At 60.3% G+C, this 16,020-nt stretch carries 13 protein-coding genes and 1 pseudogene; 7 read left to right on the plus strand and 7 right to left on the minus strand.

Features of this window, described 5'->3' with window-relative positions; all coding sequences use genetic code 11:
• The first annotated feature begins 74 nt into the window (after positions 1-74).
• The 5 genes from VQ065_RS16720 to VQ065_RS16740 all read left to right on the plus strand — a co-directional run bounded on the left by VQ065_RS16720 (position 75) and on the right by VQ065_RS16740 (position 7,756).
• Entirely contained in the window at positions 75-722 is a 648-nt protein-coding gene (locus tag VQ065_RS16720) for a hypothetical protein (protein ID WP_003122770.1), read from the plus strand.
• Positions 723-1,277: 555 nt separating this feature from the next.
• On the plus strand, positions 1,278-2,702 hold the full coding sequence (locus tag VQ065_RS16725) for a DUF1329 domain-containing protein (protein ID WP_003089182.1): 1,425 nt from the start codon (positions 1,278-1,280) through the stop codon (positions 2,700-2,702).
• 23 nt (positions 2,703-2,725) lie between these two features.
• Entirely contained in the window at positions 2,726-4,372 is a 1,647-nt protein-coding gene (locus VQ065_RS16730) for a DUF1302 domain-containing protein (RefSeq protein ID WP_003089183.1), read from the plus strand.
• An 8-nt stretch (positions 4,373-4,380) separates the two neighbouring features.
• Positions 4,381-6,783, plus strand: coding sequence for an efflux RND transporter permease subunit (locus VQ065_RS16735; protein WP_023082917.1), 2,403 nt, complete (start codon positions 4,381-4,383; stop codon positions 6,781-6,783).
• Between the two features lie 10 nt (positions 6,784-6,793).
• Entirely contained in the window at positions 6,794-7,756 is a 963-nt protein-coding gene (locus tag VQ065_RS16740; protein WP_003089188.1) for a WD40/YVTN/BNR-like repeat-containing protein, read from the plus strand.
• An 84-nt stretch (positions 7,757-7,840) separates the two neighbouring features.
• On the opposite strand, the gene VQ065_RS16745 is transcribed toward VQ065_RS16740, so the two are convergent.
• Positions 7,841-8,707, minus strand: a complete 867-nt coding sequence (locus tag VQ065_RS16745; RefSeq protein ID WP_003089190.1) for a phytanoyl-CoA dioxygenase family protein — start codon at positions 8,705-8,707, stop codon at positions 7,841-7,843.
• A 293-nt stretch (positions 8,708-9,000) separates the two neighbouring features.
• Between VQ065_RS16745 and VQ065_RS16750 the strand changes: the two genes are divergently transcribed.
• Complete coding sequence (locus VQ065_RS16750; protein WP_003089192.1) at positions 9,001-10,200, plus strand: PucR family transcriptional regulator; 1,200 nt, start codon at positions 9,001-9,003, stop codon at positions 10,198-10,200.
• Positions 10,201-10,222: 22 nt separating this feature from the next.
• Here VQ065_RS16750 and VQ065_RS16755 read toward each other — a convergent pair whose 3' ends face one another.
• Together VQ065_RS16755 and VQ065_RS16760 are read right to left on the minus strand one after the other, a co-directional pair.
• Positions 10,223-10,765, minus strand: a complete 543-nt coding sequence (locus VQ065_RS16755) for a hypothetical protein (protein WP_003122765.1) — start codon at positions 10,763-10,765, stop codon at positions 10,223-10,225.
• 431 nt (positions 10,766-11,196) lie between these two features.
• Positions 11,197-12,335, minus strand: a protein-coding gene (locus VQ065_RS16760) for an IS3-like element ISPa32 family transposase (RefSeq protein WP_087819173.1) whose coding sequence is annotated in 2 segments (ribosomal slippage) — positions 11,197-12,086 and positions 12,086-12,335 — 1,140 coding nt in all. Because the reading frame shifts where the segments join, the coding sequence is not laid out codon by codon here.
• Between the two features lie 67 nt (positions 12,336-12,402).
• Here VQ065_RS16760 and VQ065_RS16765 point away from each other — a divergent pair.
• Positions 12,403-13,203: pseudogene (locus tag VQ065_RS16765) on the plus strand (hypothetical protein); the annotation flags it as partial.
• 160 nt (positions 13,204-13,363) lie between these two features.
• Here the strand turns inward: VQ065_RS16765 and VQ065_RS16770 are convergent.
• From VQ065_RS16770 to VQ065_RS16785, 4 genes are all read right to left on the minus strand, one after another.
• Complete coding sequence (locus VQ065_RS16770; protein WP_238328734.1) at positions 13,364-13,579, minus strand: hypothetical protein; 216 nt, start codon at positions 13,577-13,579, stop codon at positions 13,364-13,366.
• Between the two features lie 476 nt (positions 13,580-14,055).
• A complete protein-coding gene (locus VQ065_RS16775) occupies positions 14,056-14,406 on the minus strand; it encodes a hypothetical protein (RefSeq protein WP_033940640.1) in 351 nt (116 codons plus the stop codon).
• A 254-nt stretch (positions 14,407-14,660) separates the two neighbouring features.
• A complete protein-coding gene (locus tag VQ065_RS16780) occupies positions 14,661-15,362 on the minus strand; it encodes a hypothetical protein (RefSeq protein ID WP_340080435.1) in 702 nt (233 codons plus the stop codon).
• A 116-nt stretch (positions 15,363-15,478) separates the two neighbouring features.
• Complete coding sequence (locus VQ065_RS16785; protein WP_340080436.1) at positions 15,479-15,829, minus strand: hypothetical protein; 351 nt, start codon at positions 15,827-15,829, stop codon at positions 15,479-15,481.
• Positions 15,830-16,020: the final 191 nt, after the last annotated feature.

Genomic DNA, 16,020 nt, shown 5'->3' on the forward strand with positions numbered 1-16,020 from the left:
TCCCTTGCACCGATTAGACACAAGGCATCGATACAACTCTATCTGAAGGGGCAGTTAACGTGGAACCGAGAGACTTGTTCGCTCTGCTCTCATGTATTCTCCTGGTGATTTCCGGATTGTTTTATGGCGCTGCATTCATCAGGCGGAAAAACTATTTGCTTGGTCTGGAGTTCTTGATCGTAGGTATCTCGGCATCGAACTTCACTACATTCATAGCCACCGGCTGGCAAGCCAACTACAACATCGCGATCTTTCTCGACGCCTTTTCGCGAGGGGTGGGAGTGCCAGTTATCGCTACGCTCGGGCTAATGGCAGTTACCCACGATTACAAACCGTCGCCCGCCAAGGATATCCTCATTTTTGTAGCTGGCTTTGCCGCTACCGGCGTCTACTTCCTGTCTGGAATCATCGAGGGATTCCTCCCTTATTTCTATGTATTCATGTGGTCAGCCTATACCTTGTATCTTTGCTACTTCACCTTGCAACTGGCCCGTGCAGGCGAAGCCCTCCATACTCTGGCCACCATCGCTGGCGGGCTGGCGGGCCTGGTAGTAGCGCTCAGGTATGACTTCTTCCCGATTCCGGGAGACGACACGAAGATGGTCTTCATGACCATGGCCTTCCTGGCTTGGTCCTATTCCATGGTGCAGTTGTACTATGCCTATGGTGCGCTGGAGCGTTCGAACAAGGTATACGGCCAAGCGTTTCCTCGTCCACGATAAACAATACGGCGCGACAAGTTTTTCTTTCTGACCCGATAACCTGGCAGAACTGTTCTGCTGTAACTCCATGGCAGGCCCTGGCCCTGCCTTTTACCGCCCTTCGGGGCGGTTTTTTTTTGCAGGCATTACATCCGCTATAGTCCCGCTCCGCCGCGGAGCGTGCATTGTCGGATAAAGTTGCTCGATTCATGACCGGTCATATCCGATCGCTCCCTCTGACCCGAGGCGAAACGACAATTGAAAATGCCCGAGCCGATATCTACGAAAGTTCCCCTCAAGCTCTCTTGTGCCCTGTTACCAAGCATCTCCAGGTAACACATGTTTCTTTACTTCCCAAGGTGGTGCACAGGGCACTGGGCCTGGAACAGAACTTTTTCCATAACCGCCTGATTTATAACAATTAAAAAAACATGAAAGAGAACTGGCATATGGTTTGCCTCATGATCGTCCGACATGGTCAATTGATCAGGTCAAATGATCATTATCGACAGGAGCCGACTTCTTCCCCTTGGGAGGTCGAGCAACCGGTCCATGCCCTGTGTGAGGAGCCATCCAATGAAAGATGTAACTGAACGGCTGGAAGGTGAAGCGCCCACCCGTCGTGTTTTCCAGCAGCAGTTGTTCATGACCCTCGCGGTATCGACCGTGCTCTGTTCGGTCCAGGCTGCGCCCCAGGGCCCCGAGGCGCTGGGGTCGAAACTGACCCCCTTGGGCGGGGAGATCGCAGCGAGTGCAAGCGGGGATATTCCTGCCTGGACGCAGCCTGGACAGCAGGACGAGGGATGGAGCTACGGCCAGGTGCGAGGAGAGCACTGGAAGTTCAAGGGCGACAAGCCGCTCTACAGCATCGACGCGAACAATCTCGCGCAACACTCGAGCAAGCTGTCCCCCGGACAGGTCGAGCTGTTCAAGAGGATTCCCGGCTATCGCATGGATGTGTATCCGACCCGTCGGACCTGTAGCGCTCCGGACTTCGTGGTCGAGAACACCCGGCAGAACGTTGGTTTCGCCAAGCTCGATGCTGCCGGCCTCGCTCTGGACGAGGCTCACGTTCCGGGCATCCCGTTCCCCATGCCGAGTACCGGTGCCGAGGTGATGTGGAACATGAAGATGCGCTACCGCGGCGTTGGCGTCGAAATTCCCCGGACCATTTCCGGAATTTCTCCACGCAAAGGGGGGGAATGGTTACGTCAGTCGACAGATACCTTCTTCTTCACGCCCTGGGGGAAAAAGGGGAGTGCGCTCTTCTCGTCAGTTGGCCGCCTGGAGAATGCGACCTTCTTCAACTACCTCGAGCCGGCTGCTCTGGCCGGCCAGTCCGCGGTACAGACTGCCGTGGCCGGCGAACAGGCCACGACCTTCTACTACTTCCCCGGCCAGCGCCGCGTGCGGCGAATGCCGTCGTACTCCTACGATGCGCCACAGATCGGCCTGGATAACCAGTACACCGTCGACGAGGCGAACGTCTTCTTCGGCACCATGGACCGTTTCGACTGGAAGCTGATCGGCAAGCAGGAGTTGCTGGTGCCTTACAACGATTTCGGTGCCTACGACACTGGCGCCAAGGTGGAGACGTTTGCCGGCAACGACTCGATCGCGCCGCAGTCGCGTCGCTATGAGCTGCATCGGGTCTGGGTCGTCGAGGCCAATGTCCGTCAAGGCATGCGCCATCAGGCGCCGAAGCGCATGTTCTACATCGACGAGGACAGCTGGAACCCGTTGCTGGCGGTGGACTACGACAAGCAAGGGCAGATCTGGAAAGTGCGCGAAGGGTTCTCGATTCCCGTGTACGAGACAGGCGCCTGCGACGTCCAGGCCCAGGTCCAGTACAACCTGGCGGATGGCCGCTACCTCTTCGACATGACCTCGATCGGTGCGGGCAAGAACGATATTCGCTGGCTCACCGAAGACAACGGCTCCCCCCGCCTGAAGCGTGACTTCTTCACCTCCGACAATCTGCGAGCCATCAGCGAGCGCTAACCGACGTCAGATCGAGAGCCAGCATGAAAAAAATAATTACGAAAGCCTCAGGCCTTGTCATCGCGTGCACAACCCCACTGGCAATGGGATTCACGTTCGAAACCGAAACCCTCAATGGCTCTTTCGACTCCACGATCACCGCAGGCATGGGTCTGCGTACCGAGTCACGGGGCTGCAACCTGATCAACCAGGGACCGACCGGGCACAACGCGCCCTCCGGCTGCCTGGCGCAGAGCTCCGGCGTGGCCGACCAGGGCGACCTGAACTACGACCGCGGCGACATGTTCACCAACTACCTCAAGGGCACCCATGAGCTGTTGCTGAAGATGCCCGAGGACATCACCTTCATGGCGCGCGGCACCTGGATCCGCGACTTCGCTGCCACCGATACCACCGGCACGCTGTCGTTCAACACCCCGGAGAGCGTCGGCAGCAACGGGCTGAGCGACGACGCCCGCGATGACCTCGCGTTCAAGGCCCGCCTGCTGGACCTGTGGGTGAGCAAAGGCTTCGACGTGGGCGGGCAGCGGGTCCGCGCACGCCTGGGCAACCAGGTGATCAACTGGGGCGAAAGCCTGTTCGTGGCCGGTGGCATCAACAATACCAACGCCTACGATTACCAGGCCTTGGCGCGCCCCGGCGTGCAGCTCAAGGAGGCCGTGCTGCCGGCGCCGATGCTCAGTGTCGCGTCGGGCCTGGGCTCGGGTGTCAACGTCGAGGCCTACTATCAATTCCGCTGGAACAAGAGCGAATTGCCGCCGGTAGGCAGCTACTGGTCCACCACCAACGCGCTGGGTGAGGGCAGGGGGGACTATGGATTCTCCGAAAAGGACGCCCGCGACAGCGGCCAGTGGGGCCTTTCGCTGCGCTGGCAGCCGGAGGACAGCGACGTCGCCTATGGCTTCTACGTAATGCGTTATCACGACAAGTTGCCATCGTTGCGTGTCGCCATTCTCGACCCGAACACCTTCGCGGCGGCACCGACCTGGGAGTACCAGGAAGACCGGATGATGTACGGCATCAGTGCCAACATGCCGATCGGTGACTGGGCCGTCGGTACGGAGCTGTCGTACCGGCCGAAGGACTCGGTCATGCTCAACCCGGTCATCGACCTGTGTACCGGCAACGGCGGCAAATGCTGGAAGGACGAGAAGAAATTCCAGTGGCACCTGACAGGCCTGTACAGCTTCACGCCGTCCAATTCCCCGACGCTTCTGGATTTCAGCGGGGCCAGCACGGGCAGCTTGCTGACCGAACTGGTGGTCATCAAGTACCCGGGGCTGCATGACGAGGTCAATGGCGAACCGCTCGCCGCGGGACTCAATGCCTGGCAGCTGGATCCTGCCAGAGCGCCGAAGTCCCGTGGCGACAAGACCTCTTCAGGGATCAACCTGGACTTCAGCCTGACCTATGACGGCACCTTGTTGCCGGGCTGGCAGGTCACGCCGGGCGTCTTCTATGCACGGTCGCTGGGAGGACGGACACCGAACCTCAGCGCAACCTTCACCGAGGACGCGAGCAGCATGAACCTGTACCTGAACTTCGTGCGGAACCCGGCCAGTTGGCAGATTTCCCTCAACTACGCGAAGTTCATGGGCGGTGAGACGCCCTACGACCAGCTTTATCGTGACCGCGATTATGTCGGCATCGCGATCTCCCGCACCTTGTGAGGCTTGCCGTGAACGGTTCTGTAAAGCTACCTGAGGCCCCGACACGTGGCCTGTTGTCATATGTCGAAGGTGTGTTGTTCAGGCATCGCCGGCTGGTGCTGGCGAGCCTGGCGGTATTCACGCTGATCATGGGCTGGTTCGCCGTACAGCTGCGCATGGATGCCGGCTTCGAAAAGCAATTGCCGGTAGGCCACGAATACATCGAGACATTCGAGGCCTACCGCAATGACCTGCTGGGGGCGAACCGACTGACCATCGTGGTCAAGGCCCGAGAGGGCGATATCTGGAGCGCCCCGGGCCTGAAGCGGCTGTATGACGTCACCCAGGCGGTGACCTTCCTCCCGGGAGTATCGCGCAGCAGCGTGCGCTCCCTGTGGACGCCCAACGCCTTCGTCAACGAAATCACCGAGGAAGGTTTTCGTGCTGATCCGCTGGTACCCGGAACGGTTTCTCCCGAGCACCTGGATGACCGGATCATCGCGAAGATCGCCAATTCCACTGCCCAGGGCGGCTTCATCGGTACGCTGGTTTCCCGGGACCAGAGCAGCGCGATGATCACGGTGGAACTCAACGAGTACGATAGCCAGGGCGCCCATCTGGACTACGTAACCTTCAACCATCGGCTGGAGAAAGAGATCCGCCAGCGCTTCGAAGACGGCGATTTCGAAATCCAGATCATCGGTTTCGCCAAGCAGATCGGCGACATCGCCGACGGAGCTTCAGCCGTGCTGGAGTTCTGTTTGCTGGCGTTGCTGCTGACGGCGGGGGCGGTGTACTGGTATTGCCACTCGCTGCGTTTCACCTTGCTGGCGTTGGTCTGTTCGCTGGCCTCGCTGGTCTGGCAGTTCGGCAGCTTGCGCCTGTTGGGCTACGGGCTCGATCCGCTGGCAGTGCTGGTGCCCTTCCTGGTATTCGCCATCGGGGTTTCCCATGGGGTGCAGCAAATCAACTTCATCGTGCGCGAGATCGCCATCGGCAAGAGCGCCGAAGAGGCGGCACGCTCGAGCTTCACCGGGTTGCTGGTTCCCGGGACGCTGGCGCTGGTGACCGCGCTGGTTTCCTTCGTGACGCTGCTGTTGATCCCGATCCCGATGGTGCGGGAACTGGCGATCACGGCTTCGCTTGGCGTGGCCTACAAGATCGTCACCAACCTGGTGATGCTGCCGTTGATGGCGTCGTTGCTGCGCGTCGACGACAAGTACGCAGCCGCCCAGGAGGTTTCCCGGCAGCGTCGCAGCCGTTGGCTGCGGGGCCTGGCCCGGCTCGCCGAGCCACGCAAGGCGCAGTGGGTGCTCGGCGCGGCCTTGGCGGTGTTCCTGGCGGCGATCTGGCAAAGCCATGACCGCGTCGTCGGCACGCTGCAGGCGGGTGCGCCGGAGTTGCGCGAGGACTCGCGCTTCAATCGCGACGCGGTCTCCATCGCCAGCAACTACGACATTGGCCTGGACTGGCTCAGCGTGGTGTTCGAAGTCGACAAGGCTCCTTCCGAGGTGGCCTGCGAGGATGTTGCCCTGGGCCAGTACCAGGATCGTTTCGTGTGGGCCATGCAGGGGGTGCCCGGCGTCCTCTCGGTCGCGTCCTTTTCCACCACCATGCGTCAGTTCAACGAGGGCTACAACGAAGGCAACCCGAAGATGGCGGCGGTGCCCATCGACCCGATGAACTACGCCGCGCTGGCCACCGAGGTTGCGCGAACCCCCGGGCTGATGCGCACCGATTGCAGCATGTCGGCCGTGCACCTGTACCTGGCCGATCACAAGGCCACGACCATCAACCGAGTGGTGGACGCCGCCAAGGCGTTCCGCAGCGAGTATCCGATGTCAGGCATTTCGATCCGCCTCGCCTCCGGCAACGCCGGCGTCCTGGCAGCGATCAACGAAGAGGTGGAGAAGAGCGAAACCCCCATGCTGCTTTACGTCTATGCCGCCATCGCCTTGCTGGTGTTCGTGGTCTATCGCGACTTGCGGGCAGTCCTGGTGTGTTGCCTGCCGCTGACCATCGGCACCTTCATTGGCTACTGGTTCATGAAGGAGCTGCAGATCGGCCTGACCATCGCCACCTTGCCGGTGATGGTGCTGGCAGTGGGCATTGGCGTCGATTACGCCTTCTACATCTACAACCGCCTGCAACTGCACCTGGCCCATGGCCAGACGATCACCAAGGCGGTGGAGTACGCGCTGCTCGAGGTGGGCGTCGCCACCATTTTCACCGCCATCACCTTGGCCGTTGGCGTGGCCACCTGGGCCTTCTCGGAGCTCAAGTTCCAGGCCGACATGGGCAAGCTGCTGGCCTTCATGTTCGTCGTCAACATGGTCATGGCCATGACCGTGCTGCCGGCCTTCGCCGTATGGCTGGAGCGGGCGTTCCCGCGCAAACGTCCCGTGCGCATGATCGGCGCGCTGGTGCACTGAGGAGAGAAGCATGAAGTTCAGGGTTTCATTCACCGCGGCCTTGCTCGCAGCAGGATTGCCGCTGATGTCTCTCCAGGCCGCGCCGTTGCAGGCCGTGCCGGCCGTGCAGGCGGGCAATGCCACGCAGGCCACCATGCTGGCCGCCGGCTGGGCCGGAGAGCGGGTGGTTGCCGTGGGCGACCACGGTGTCGTGTTGTTGTCCGACGACCAGGGCAGGCAGTGGCGCCAGGCACGCTCGGTCCCACTATCCACGCCATTGACGGGTGTGTCCTTCGTGGATGCCAGGCACGGCTGGGCGGTGGGTCACTGGGGCGCGATCCTGTCCACCGCCGACGGCGGGGAATCCTGGCAGGTCCAGCACCTGTCGAGCGAAGAAGACCGGCCGCTGTTCGCCGTGCACTTTTTCGATGCCCGGCAGGGCGTTGCGGTAGGGCTCTGGTCGTTGGTGCTGACCACCGAGGATGGCGGCAAGACATGGACGGAGCAGCCGTTGCAAGCGCCTCCAGGAGCCAAGCGGGCCGACCTCAACCTGATGGGGCTGTTTGCCGACAACCACGGCACCCTGTACGCCACGGCCGAGCATGGGCAGGTGCTGCGCTCCGACGACCAGGGGAAGAACTGGCGTTACCTGGATACCGGCTATGAGGGCACCCTGTGGTCTGGCGCGGTGCTGGCCGATGGGCGTCTGCTGCTGGGTGGTCAGCGTGGCACCCTGTTGCAGGGCTCTGCCGATGGCAAGGCTTTTCGCAGAGTGCCAACGCAAGGCAAGGGCTCGGTCACATCCATAGCAGTGGCTGGCGCTCGGGTACTGGCGGTCGGGCTTGACGGACTGAAGGTACGGAGCAGGGATGGTGGAAACAGTTTCCAGGAAGCACCGTCGGCTGACGGCCTTTCGCTGACGGCGGCGCTGTTCAACGCCGACGGCACGCCGCTGCTGTTTTCACGTCGCGGAGTAATGCCCCGCCAGGAATGAAAGTGTTCACCGGCCTCTTTGCTTGTCCGGGGACGCGGTTGGGCCTGGCGCCTTCGGGGCCAGGCCGGCCAGCGTGGAAGGCTTCTAGAGCTGGAGATAGTCGGCCAGGTCTGCGTAGTTATGTTGCCACAGGCCTGGGCTGCCATTGGGGTACTGGGAGCGGAAGCCGAGGATCTTCTGAACGCGCGGAGCAAGCGTTCTGACCAGTTCGAGCGGCACGATCAACGGGTAGGCCTCTTCAGGCGTGATGATCGAAGCCTGCATCGGGATGGTCAGCCCGCGACGGTAGAAGTCAGCGGTCACGTTGGCCCCGCCGCCATGAACGACTTTCCCGCCGAACAGCACGGCATCTCCTGCTTTCAACAGGGCAGGGATCGTCATTTCTGGGGTTCCTACATCGTCGAAGTCATCCCAGTCCTGGCTCCCGGGGATCAAGCGCGTGGCACCGTTTTCCTCGGTGAAATCGGTCAGCGCCAGCATCAGGTTGGTGATGGTGCGCGGCGCATGTTTATTCATGGCCACGAACGGTTGGTACTGCGCCATGTCGCGGTGCAGCATTTGCGCTTTGTTGCCTGGGCCGATCTCGATCAACTGGGCCGTGGTCAGCCACCAGTCACCGCACTCCGCGGCGTAGAGCACGTTCCCCAGGTCGTGAAAGAGGTCGTCATCGAGGATCTCCTCGCGAAAGGTCTTGCTGTGGGTGACGAGGTTGGTGAGCCGTTTGGTCTGGCGGCCATGGAACTCGGCGATCAGCTCGTGCTGGTGCTTGGAGCCGGCCTCGAGCGCGGCCAGGGGAGCGTCCAGTTCGTTGTTGATCCGTGCGACTTGTTCGGGGGTCATGAAGTTGCGGATGATCACCGCACCTGCCTGGTCGCTCAGCAGTGCAATCTCTTGCGCTGGAGTCGAGCGGGTTACGACGGGCAGGCTGAAGGTATCGCGAGAGGCTGACATTGAAAGAACTCCGGATTGAAGGAACGGTTGGCGCAGGCGGGTCGCTGTCCGGGCAACGGGCACCGGCGAACAAGCCCGCTTGCCACTGCGCTAAACCCCAAAAAAAGAACATGAAGCGTCACGGCGCCTCCTTGTATTTTTTGTTCAGGCAGTGAGTTCATGCTAGGTTTCCCCCAACCTTGCGCCAAGGTACGAACTGCACCATTTCCTCTGTGATTTTTGAGTGATTTGCACCGCCCATGACCAGTACGCCATCCTCCTGGCCACGCCCATCGGAAGCCGTTCGTGAACTCATGCGCAAAGGCGCCGAGCTCGCTCAGGCGCTGCCGCCGGAGTGGGTCGAGCGCCTCAATCAGGCGCTGTTCTCTTCACCGGAAGATGCCAAGCTGCTGGAGGACCCGGTCATCCTCGCGGCGTGCCGGCGCGCCAACCGCGCAGAGTTGCTGCATTGGGCGAACGCCAATCTGCAGCGCCCCGGAGAACCGGTGCAACCCTACGTCTCGGCCGACATGGTGGACACGGCCAGGGAGCTCGCCCGCAGAGGGCTGTCCGAGCTGCTGATGAATGTCGCGAGGTCGACACAGAACACCGCCTGGGAGCTATGGATGAAGATGGCCTTCAACCTGACGCAGGATCCCAGGGTGCTCGAGGAGTTCCTGGAGGTCTCGTCGCGGTCCATCTCGGAATTCATCGACAGCAACATGCGTGTGGTGACCCAGATCATCCTGGAAGAAAAGAGCGCCCAGGCCCATGACGACCCGATCGACAAACGAAGCCTGGTCAGTCGGCTGCTCGACGGCAGGGATGTGGATACGGAGCAATTCGGCAGGCGGCTGGGCTACAGCCTTTTCCAGAAGCACTACGCCGGCCTGGTCTGGTGCGAAAGCCCGGACGCCGAGATCCGCCTTCTGGAGGATGTGGCGCGTACCCTGGCGCAACTCACGGGCACGGCGGCGCCGTTGATCGTATTCGCCGGCCCCGCGACCCTGTGGGTCTGGAGCCATGCGGCGAAACCGCTGGACCTGAACCTGCTGCAAGGCATCGCACTGCGGTTTTCAGGGATTCGCGCGGCAATCGGCTCGCCGGGCACGGGAGTCAATGGCTTCCGTCGCTCGCATCTGGAGGCCCTGACGACGCAAAGGCTGATGGGCCGCCTGGCGGGCGCACCCGCCGTTGCCACCATCGACCAGGTGAGGATGGTGTCGCTGATGACCCAGGACGACCGCGCGGCCAGGCAGTTCGTTTTGAGCACCCTGGGGCGTCTGGCGACGGAGCCGTCGGTGCTTCAGCGCTCGCTGCACGCCTTCCTGGCCAATGGCTGCAATGTCACCCAGACCGCAGAAGCGCTGGGCACGCATCGCAACACATTGCTGCGCCGGCTGGAGCGTGCCCAGGACCTGTTGCCCGTCCGGCTTGCCGATCATCGCATTCAGATCGCCGCGGCCCTTGAACTGGTGATCTGGAGTACTCCCCTGGTCGATGATGATAAATAACCATAAAGACCGAACGCGCTCTTCACAGTAAAAAGGATGCCCCGGTCAGGAAAAGACCACCAATAAGGAAGAGGGTGATCAGACGAGTGCTGAGCCTGAGAGGAGGCTGATGCTCGACAGTCTTGTCCAGGGCGAAATAAAGCTTTCTGAGTATTTGCCGCTCATCGATATCGTCTGCATCGAATATTGAATCGATCACCGAGTCCGCGCTTGGAAATGGGTTATGCAAGAGCGGAGCGACATCGAATGCACTTTTCTGGAGCGCCCGCGCGGAAAGCAGAGCCGAAGTGACCAGGGCCGCAAGCGCTGCGATAGCAAGAACCACCTCCAGGGGAGTGATCATGCTGATACTGGCCGAAGTGCCAAAGCGAAGCATGGTCCCATATAGAGTTATCACGCCGGCGAGGGCACCGAGTGACAACGTGAACATGAGGCGAAGGTAGACCGTCACCAGGTTCCTTGAGGAAGAAACCTGCTCAAGATAGATTTTCACCAGTGCTTCAATGGTCAGTCGGCGCGCTTCGAATACAAGCCGACGCTCGTCGGGGGAGGGGCTAGGTGACATCCGTCGTCCTTCTGCTATGGTTGCCTGCTCGTTTCATCTTCGAATAGAAAGATGAGTCCCGCCAGAACACTTTTTGAATATTCAATGCAAGACGGCGCTTGCCGCAGCAGCGCCGTCATCGTCAATGGAACATACCTACAATTTCATCTTCATGTCATGTTCCGGTTTCGACCCAAGACAGCGGACGTCGTCCCAATGCATTCAACGTCGATGTATCCATTCGACTGTTGATTGCCAATCCATTGTCCAGACGGAGTGCCAGAGCAGCCGGCAGGCTGCGAATATGCGGCATAGATGGACCGTCATGGCTGTAGGACATTCAGCGTGAGGATGAGTATTTGCTCATGACGGGCCCGTATCGGCGATACAGCATTTCATGCAGTGGGCTCCGTGCAGAGGCGGTGACCTGCCCCCAGTTTTAGTACCGCTGCCTAGTTAGTAGGCCCTGGGGTTGATATTAATTTTTCCTGCTTCAGTTGCTGCTGGCGAGTTCGCCAACTTGCAGCAAATTCTGCCGGGGTGAGATTGCCAATCGCGCTGTGCGGTCGGTGTTCGTTGTAATCCCGCCGCCAGGCCGCAATGCGGATTCTCGCTTCGGCCAGCGAACAGAACCAGTGCTCATTGAGGCATTCGTCCCGGAACTTACCGTTGAACGACTCGATGAAGGCATTCTGCGTGGGCTTACCAGGCTGAATCAGCTTCAGCTTGATGTCGCGCTGATAGGCCCATTGATCGAGTGCCTTGCCGGTGAACTCGGGCCCCTGGTCGGTGCGGATCGCTTTCGGGTAGCCGCGAAACCGCGCCATCTCGTCCAGCGCCCGTGTGACACGAAAGCCGCTGATACCGTGCTCCACCAGGATGCCGACCGACTCCTTGGTGAAGTCATCGACCACCGTCAGGCATTTGATCCGTCGCCCGGTGCTCAGTGCATCGAAGACGAAGTCCATCGACCAGACCTGGTTTGGTGCGCTCGGCAAACTCAGACGTTCGTGCTCCACCGCGACGCCATGGCGGCGGCGCCGCCGTTTCACCATCAAGCCGGCAGCGCGGTACAGGCGATAGATCCGCTTGTGGTTGACCTGCACGCCAGCACGCCGCAGCAGGATGTGCAGGCGGCGATAGCCAAAGCGCCGGCGCTCTTGGGCCAGTTCCACCAGTTGGGCTTGCAGCTCGGTGTTTTGCACACTGGCTCGCGGCTGGTAGCGCAACACCGAGCGGGACAGCCCGATCAACTGACAGGCACGACGCTCGGAGATGCCGGTTCGCGCCTGCATCTCCTGCACCGCCTCCCGCCGTGCTGTCGGGCTTACCCTTTTCCCCGGGCGACCACTTTCAGCGACTCGATGTCGAGGTGGGCCTCGGCGAGCAACTTCTTCAATCGGCTGTTTTCCAGTTCAAGATCCTTCAACCGTTTGGCGTCCGCCACGGTCATACCGCCAAACTTGGCCCGCCAGGTGTAGAACGAGGCATCACTGAAGCCGTGTCGGCGACACAGTTCCTTCACCGGCACACCGGCCTCCGCCTGCTTGAGGAAGTCGAGAATCTGCTCTTCGGTAAAACGCTTTTTCACTGCCGTCTCCTGCTCGGAAAACGGACTCTACTAAGTTTGACGTGGTACTGAAATCGGGGGGCAGGTCAGGAACGCATCGTCTCTCAAGGGCAAGCTGTGGCAGTCAACGAGCGCAGACTGGTCGCTGCAACAGTATCTTCTGAGCTCCACCAGTATCAGTAATGACGTGCTCAAAATATTGCTCGATGGCGTCGTGCTTCAAGACCTATCAATGATAAAAGCAGCGCTACCTGAAGGGCGGTGGGTCATGCTGGTAGCCTCATCATTTCTGCCATACAGCTCGGAAGTCAGGGAGATCGTACTGAATACTTGCCCACATCTCGAAGGCCAGTACCTGGTTGAACGGTGGGATCTAGCAAAGGCAGAGATCGATATCAGTTCTCTCCAGCTCGACTCGATGCTCACTCTGAGCAAAAGCAAAGCGCTGCCACTCACACAGAAAATTCAGATGTGGTCAGGGCTTCGCCTAGAGACGATTGAAAGCAAACCGGAAGCGGTTCCAGAGCTCGGCCGTGTATCTATGCTGGCCAATAAAGCTGGCGAAAGGTTTGCTGATCCGCTGATGCCTGTGCTGCGACATCTGGTTCGCAACGCGAGCCTAACCTCGGAGCAGCGCTCTGAAATGCTGACACAATGTCTTCCTGGGATGAAGTGGCCGGAGGTTGCCGCAGCTCTAGGGTTGCTCGACGATGAGGACTTCAAAACCGTGAGCGCGAAGGTCAAGAAGATCAAGGTAAGAAACACCGAGTCAAACCGGAGGTTAGTCAACGAGATGAGATCTGAGGGGTACTTGGCAACGGTGACCTCAGAGGACGACGTCATCATCGCAACCACCAGGCCCTCGGCAATGACATCTGAGGACGCCTGAGCGTTGAAGGTAGCAGCTTAGCGACCACCGTACAGCGCCAGATCGGGCTTGACGCTTTAGGACTGAATCATCCTGGCTTCTAACATAGCATTTAATTTAACATAATATACATTATGCGAAGCCAGGGATAAGAACCCCTGAGCCGAGAGGCTCACATCGCTCATAGCGTCCTAGGCATCCTGCTGCTGTCCGGCACGATGGTTACTCGTGTCGAGAACGCATCCCCCGGCGTCGGCGATGTCGCTGCGCGCCCTCGCTCAATCGCCGTCGCCGGGTCAACCGACGGACTGGTGATCAAGCCTCGCGTGCTGTTGCCGCTGGCATAGGTCGGCGGCATCCGCGTGTCGTCGAAATAGCCGTTGTTCACCACGTCCATAAAAGGCCTGCTGCTAGCCATCGATCACGAGAGGCTAGGCAACTGAAAGTGCCACCATGGCACAAAAGTCCACCATTAGATATGGTGGACCCGGCTCCCGCCGGGCACAGCAAAAGCCAAAGCCAAAAGCCGCCCCGAAAGCTCAGCTTCGCGGAAGAGCTCGATGACCTACGGTCACCCCTGCGGGGCATCGCTTCGCTCGTCATCGCACTCCGCTTTCGGGGCGGCAAAATCCTGAAACCCCACTGCCGAGGGACAGCCCGTAAACACCAAGGGCTCTGCCCTTGTCATCCCGCTCTTGCCGCCGAGGGCTCGGGAGGCAGGGGAGATAAAGCTTCCCCTCCCTCCCTTGCGGAGGCTGTTTCAGGGGATGCAACGTCAAGTGTTCGCTTCGCCCGTGCTTCCGTTCGCCGGATCGGTGAAGCTGATCCGACGAGCCGGGAGCGCGGCACCTGACTAGGGAAGGATCAGAGGGGCTAATAGTCCGTGGGGAGACCAGCAAGCTCCAGGCGCTCACGGTAAATGCTGTAGACGCGCATGGCATCGGATCGCTCTTTGCGGCACAGATCTACCTCAAGCTCCATCTGCGCAATAGTCTTTCGAAGATGGGCCACCAGGGCGCGCGCATCATCAACATGCCGGTCGAATTCCTTCTGCAGACGGATCAGGGCATCCGCATCCACCTGGGGTGCTTTGCTTGCCTGCCGCTGACGGTAGAGGCGCTGCCGCTCAGCATTGGAGAGCGCGTCAGCCTTGCGAGGCCGGCCCCTGGATGGCTTGGCCGGGAAGGCGTCGAGGGTCTGGGTATCGCGGGTATCCTTGGCCATCTTCGAATTTCCGTTACCGTAACGAATATTCGAATCATAGGCCCTGCCGGACCGAAAGCAAGGGTTTTCCGTTACGGTAACGAAAAACCCGGGGCGGCATCGCATAACGGACGTTACGTGTAAATCACCAGTCCGGACGCCGGGCGATTCTCCGGACTGGTGACTCTCCCGGTGGTCGGGCTGCGCCTAACGTAACGTCTGCACATTATGCGAAGCCAGGGATAAGAACCCCTGAGCCGAGAGGCTCACATCGCTCATAGCGTCCTAGGCATCCTGCTGCTGTCCGGCACGATGGTTACTCGTGTCGAGAACGCATCCCCCGGCGTCGGCGATGTCGCTGCGCGCCCTCGCTCAATCGCCGTCGCCGGGTCAACCGACGGACTGGTGATCAAGCCTCGCGTGCTGTTGCCGCTGGCATAGGTCGGCGGCATCCGCGTGTCGTCGAAATAGCCGTTGTTCACCACGTCCATGCAGAACTCGAACGTCGTGTGCATCCGCGTGACCTGTTGCGTGTAGCACTGGCAGACCATCACCCGCCCATTGTACGTGCCCAGCGGAATCCGCCGCTCAGGAGCCTTGCCGATCAAGTTCGGGTCCGAGCTGGCCGCACACACCGGTCGGGGGAAATCCCTGGGCTTGTTCAGATCGTCATAGCGCGGCGCCGAGGCCACGAGATCGGGCACCCTGGGCGACATATCACCAATGAATTCGTCGGCCGATTTCGGTCCACTGGAGGCCCTAGGGGCTGCCTGAACAGCATTTCCAGCACCCGGCAGAACACCCGCTGACGCTTCAGTCGCTTGGCTTCTCGCCAGAGCCGCTTCTTTCTCCTCATTCCCTTGACGCATCGCGGTCACGACAAGCCCAACAAGCACGCCGATCGGAATCAGCATCAGAGCGATGATCAGCGGGATTTTCTTCATGTAGCTGGGCGTGATCGGCTTGTGCGTGTGCACCGTCGACGACTTGTAGACGCCGAAGTTCGCTTCGCCCGTGCTTCCGTTCGCCGGATCGGTGAAGCTGATCCGACGAGCCGGGAGCGCGGCACCTGACTAGGGAAGGATCAGAGGGGCTAATAGTCCGTGGGGAGACCAGCAAGCTCCAGGCGCTCACGGTAAATGCTGTAGACGCGCATGGCATCGGATCGCTCTTTGCGGCACAGATCTACCTCAAGCTCCATCTGCGCAATGTTCTTTCGAAGATGGGCCACCAGGGCGCGCGCATCATCAACATGCCGGTCGAATTCCTTCTGCAGACGGATCAGGGCATCCGCATCCACCTGGGGTGCTTTGCTTGCCTGCCGCTGACGGTAGAGGCGCTGCCGCTCAGCATTGGAGAGCGCGTCAGCCTTGCGAGGCCGGCCCCTGGATGGCTTGGCCGGGAAGGCGTCGAGGGTCTGGGTATCGCGGGTATCCTTGGCCATCTTCGAATTTCCGTTACCGTAACGAATATTCGAATCATAGGCCCTGCCGGACCGAAAGCAAGGGTTTTCCGTTACGGTAACGAAAAACCCGGGGCGGCATCGCATAACGGACGTTACGTGTAAATCACCAGTCCGGACGCCGGGCGATTCTCCGGACTGGTGACTCTCCCGGTGGTCGGGCTGCGCCTAAC

The sequence above is a fragment of the Pseudomonas sp. KBN10P06128 genome (assembly GCF_037574945.1).
Taxonomy (GTDB): Bacteria; Pseudomonadota; Gammaproteobacteria; order Pseudomonadales; family Pseudomonadaceae; genus Pseudomonas; species Pseudomonas aeruginosa.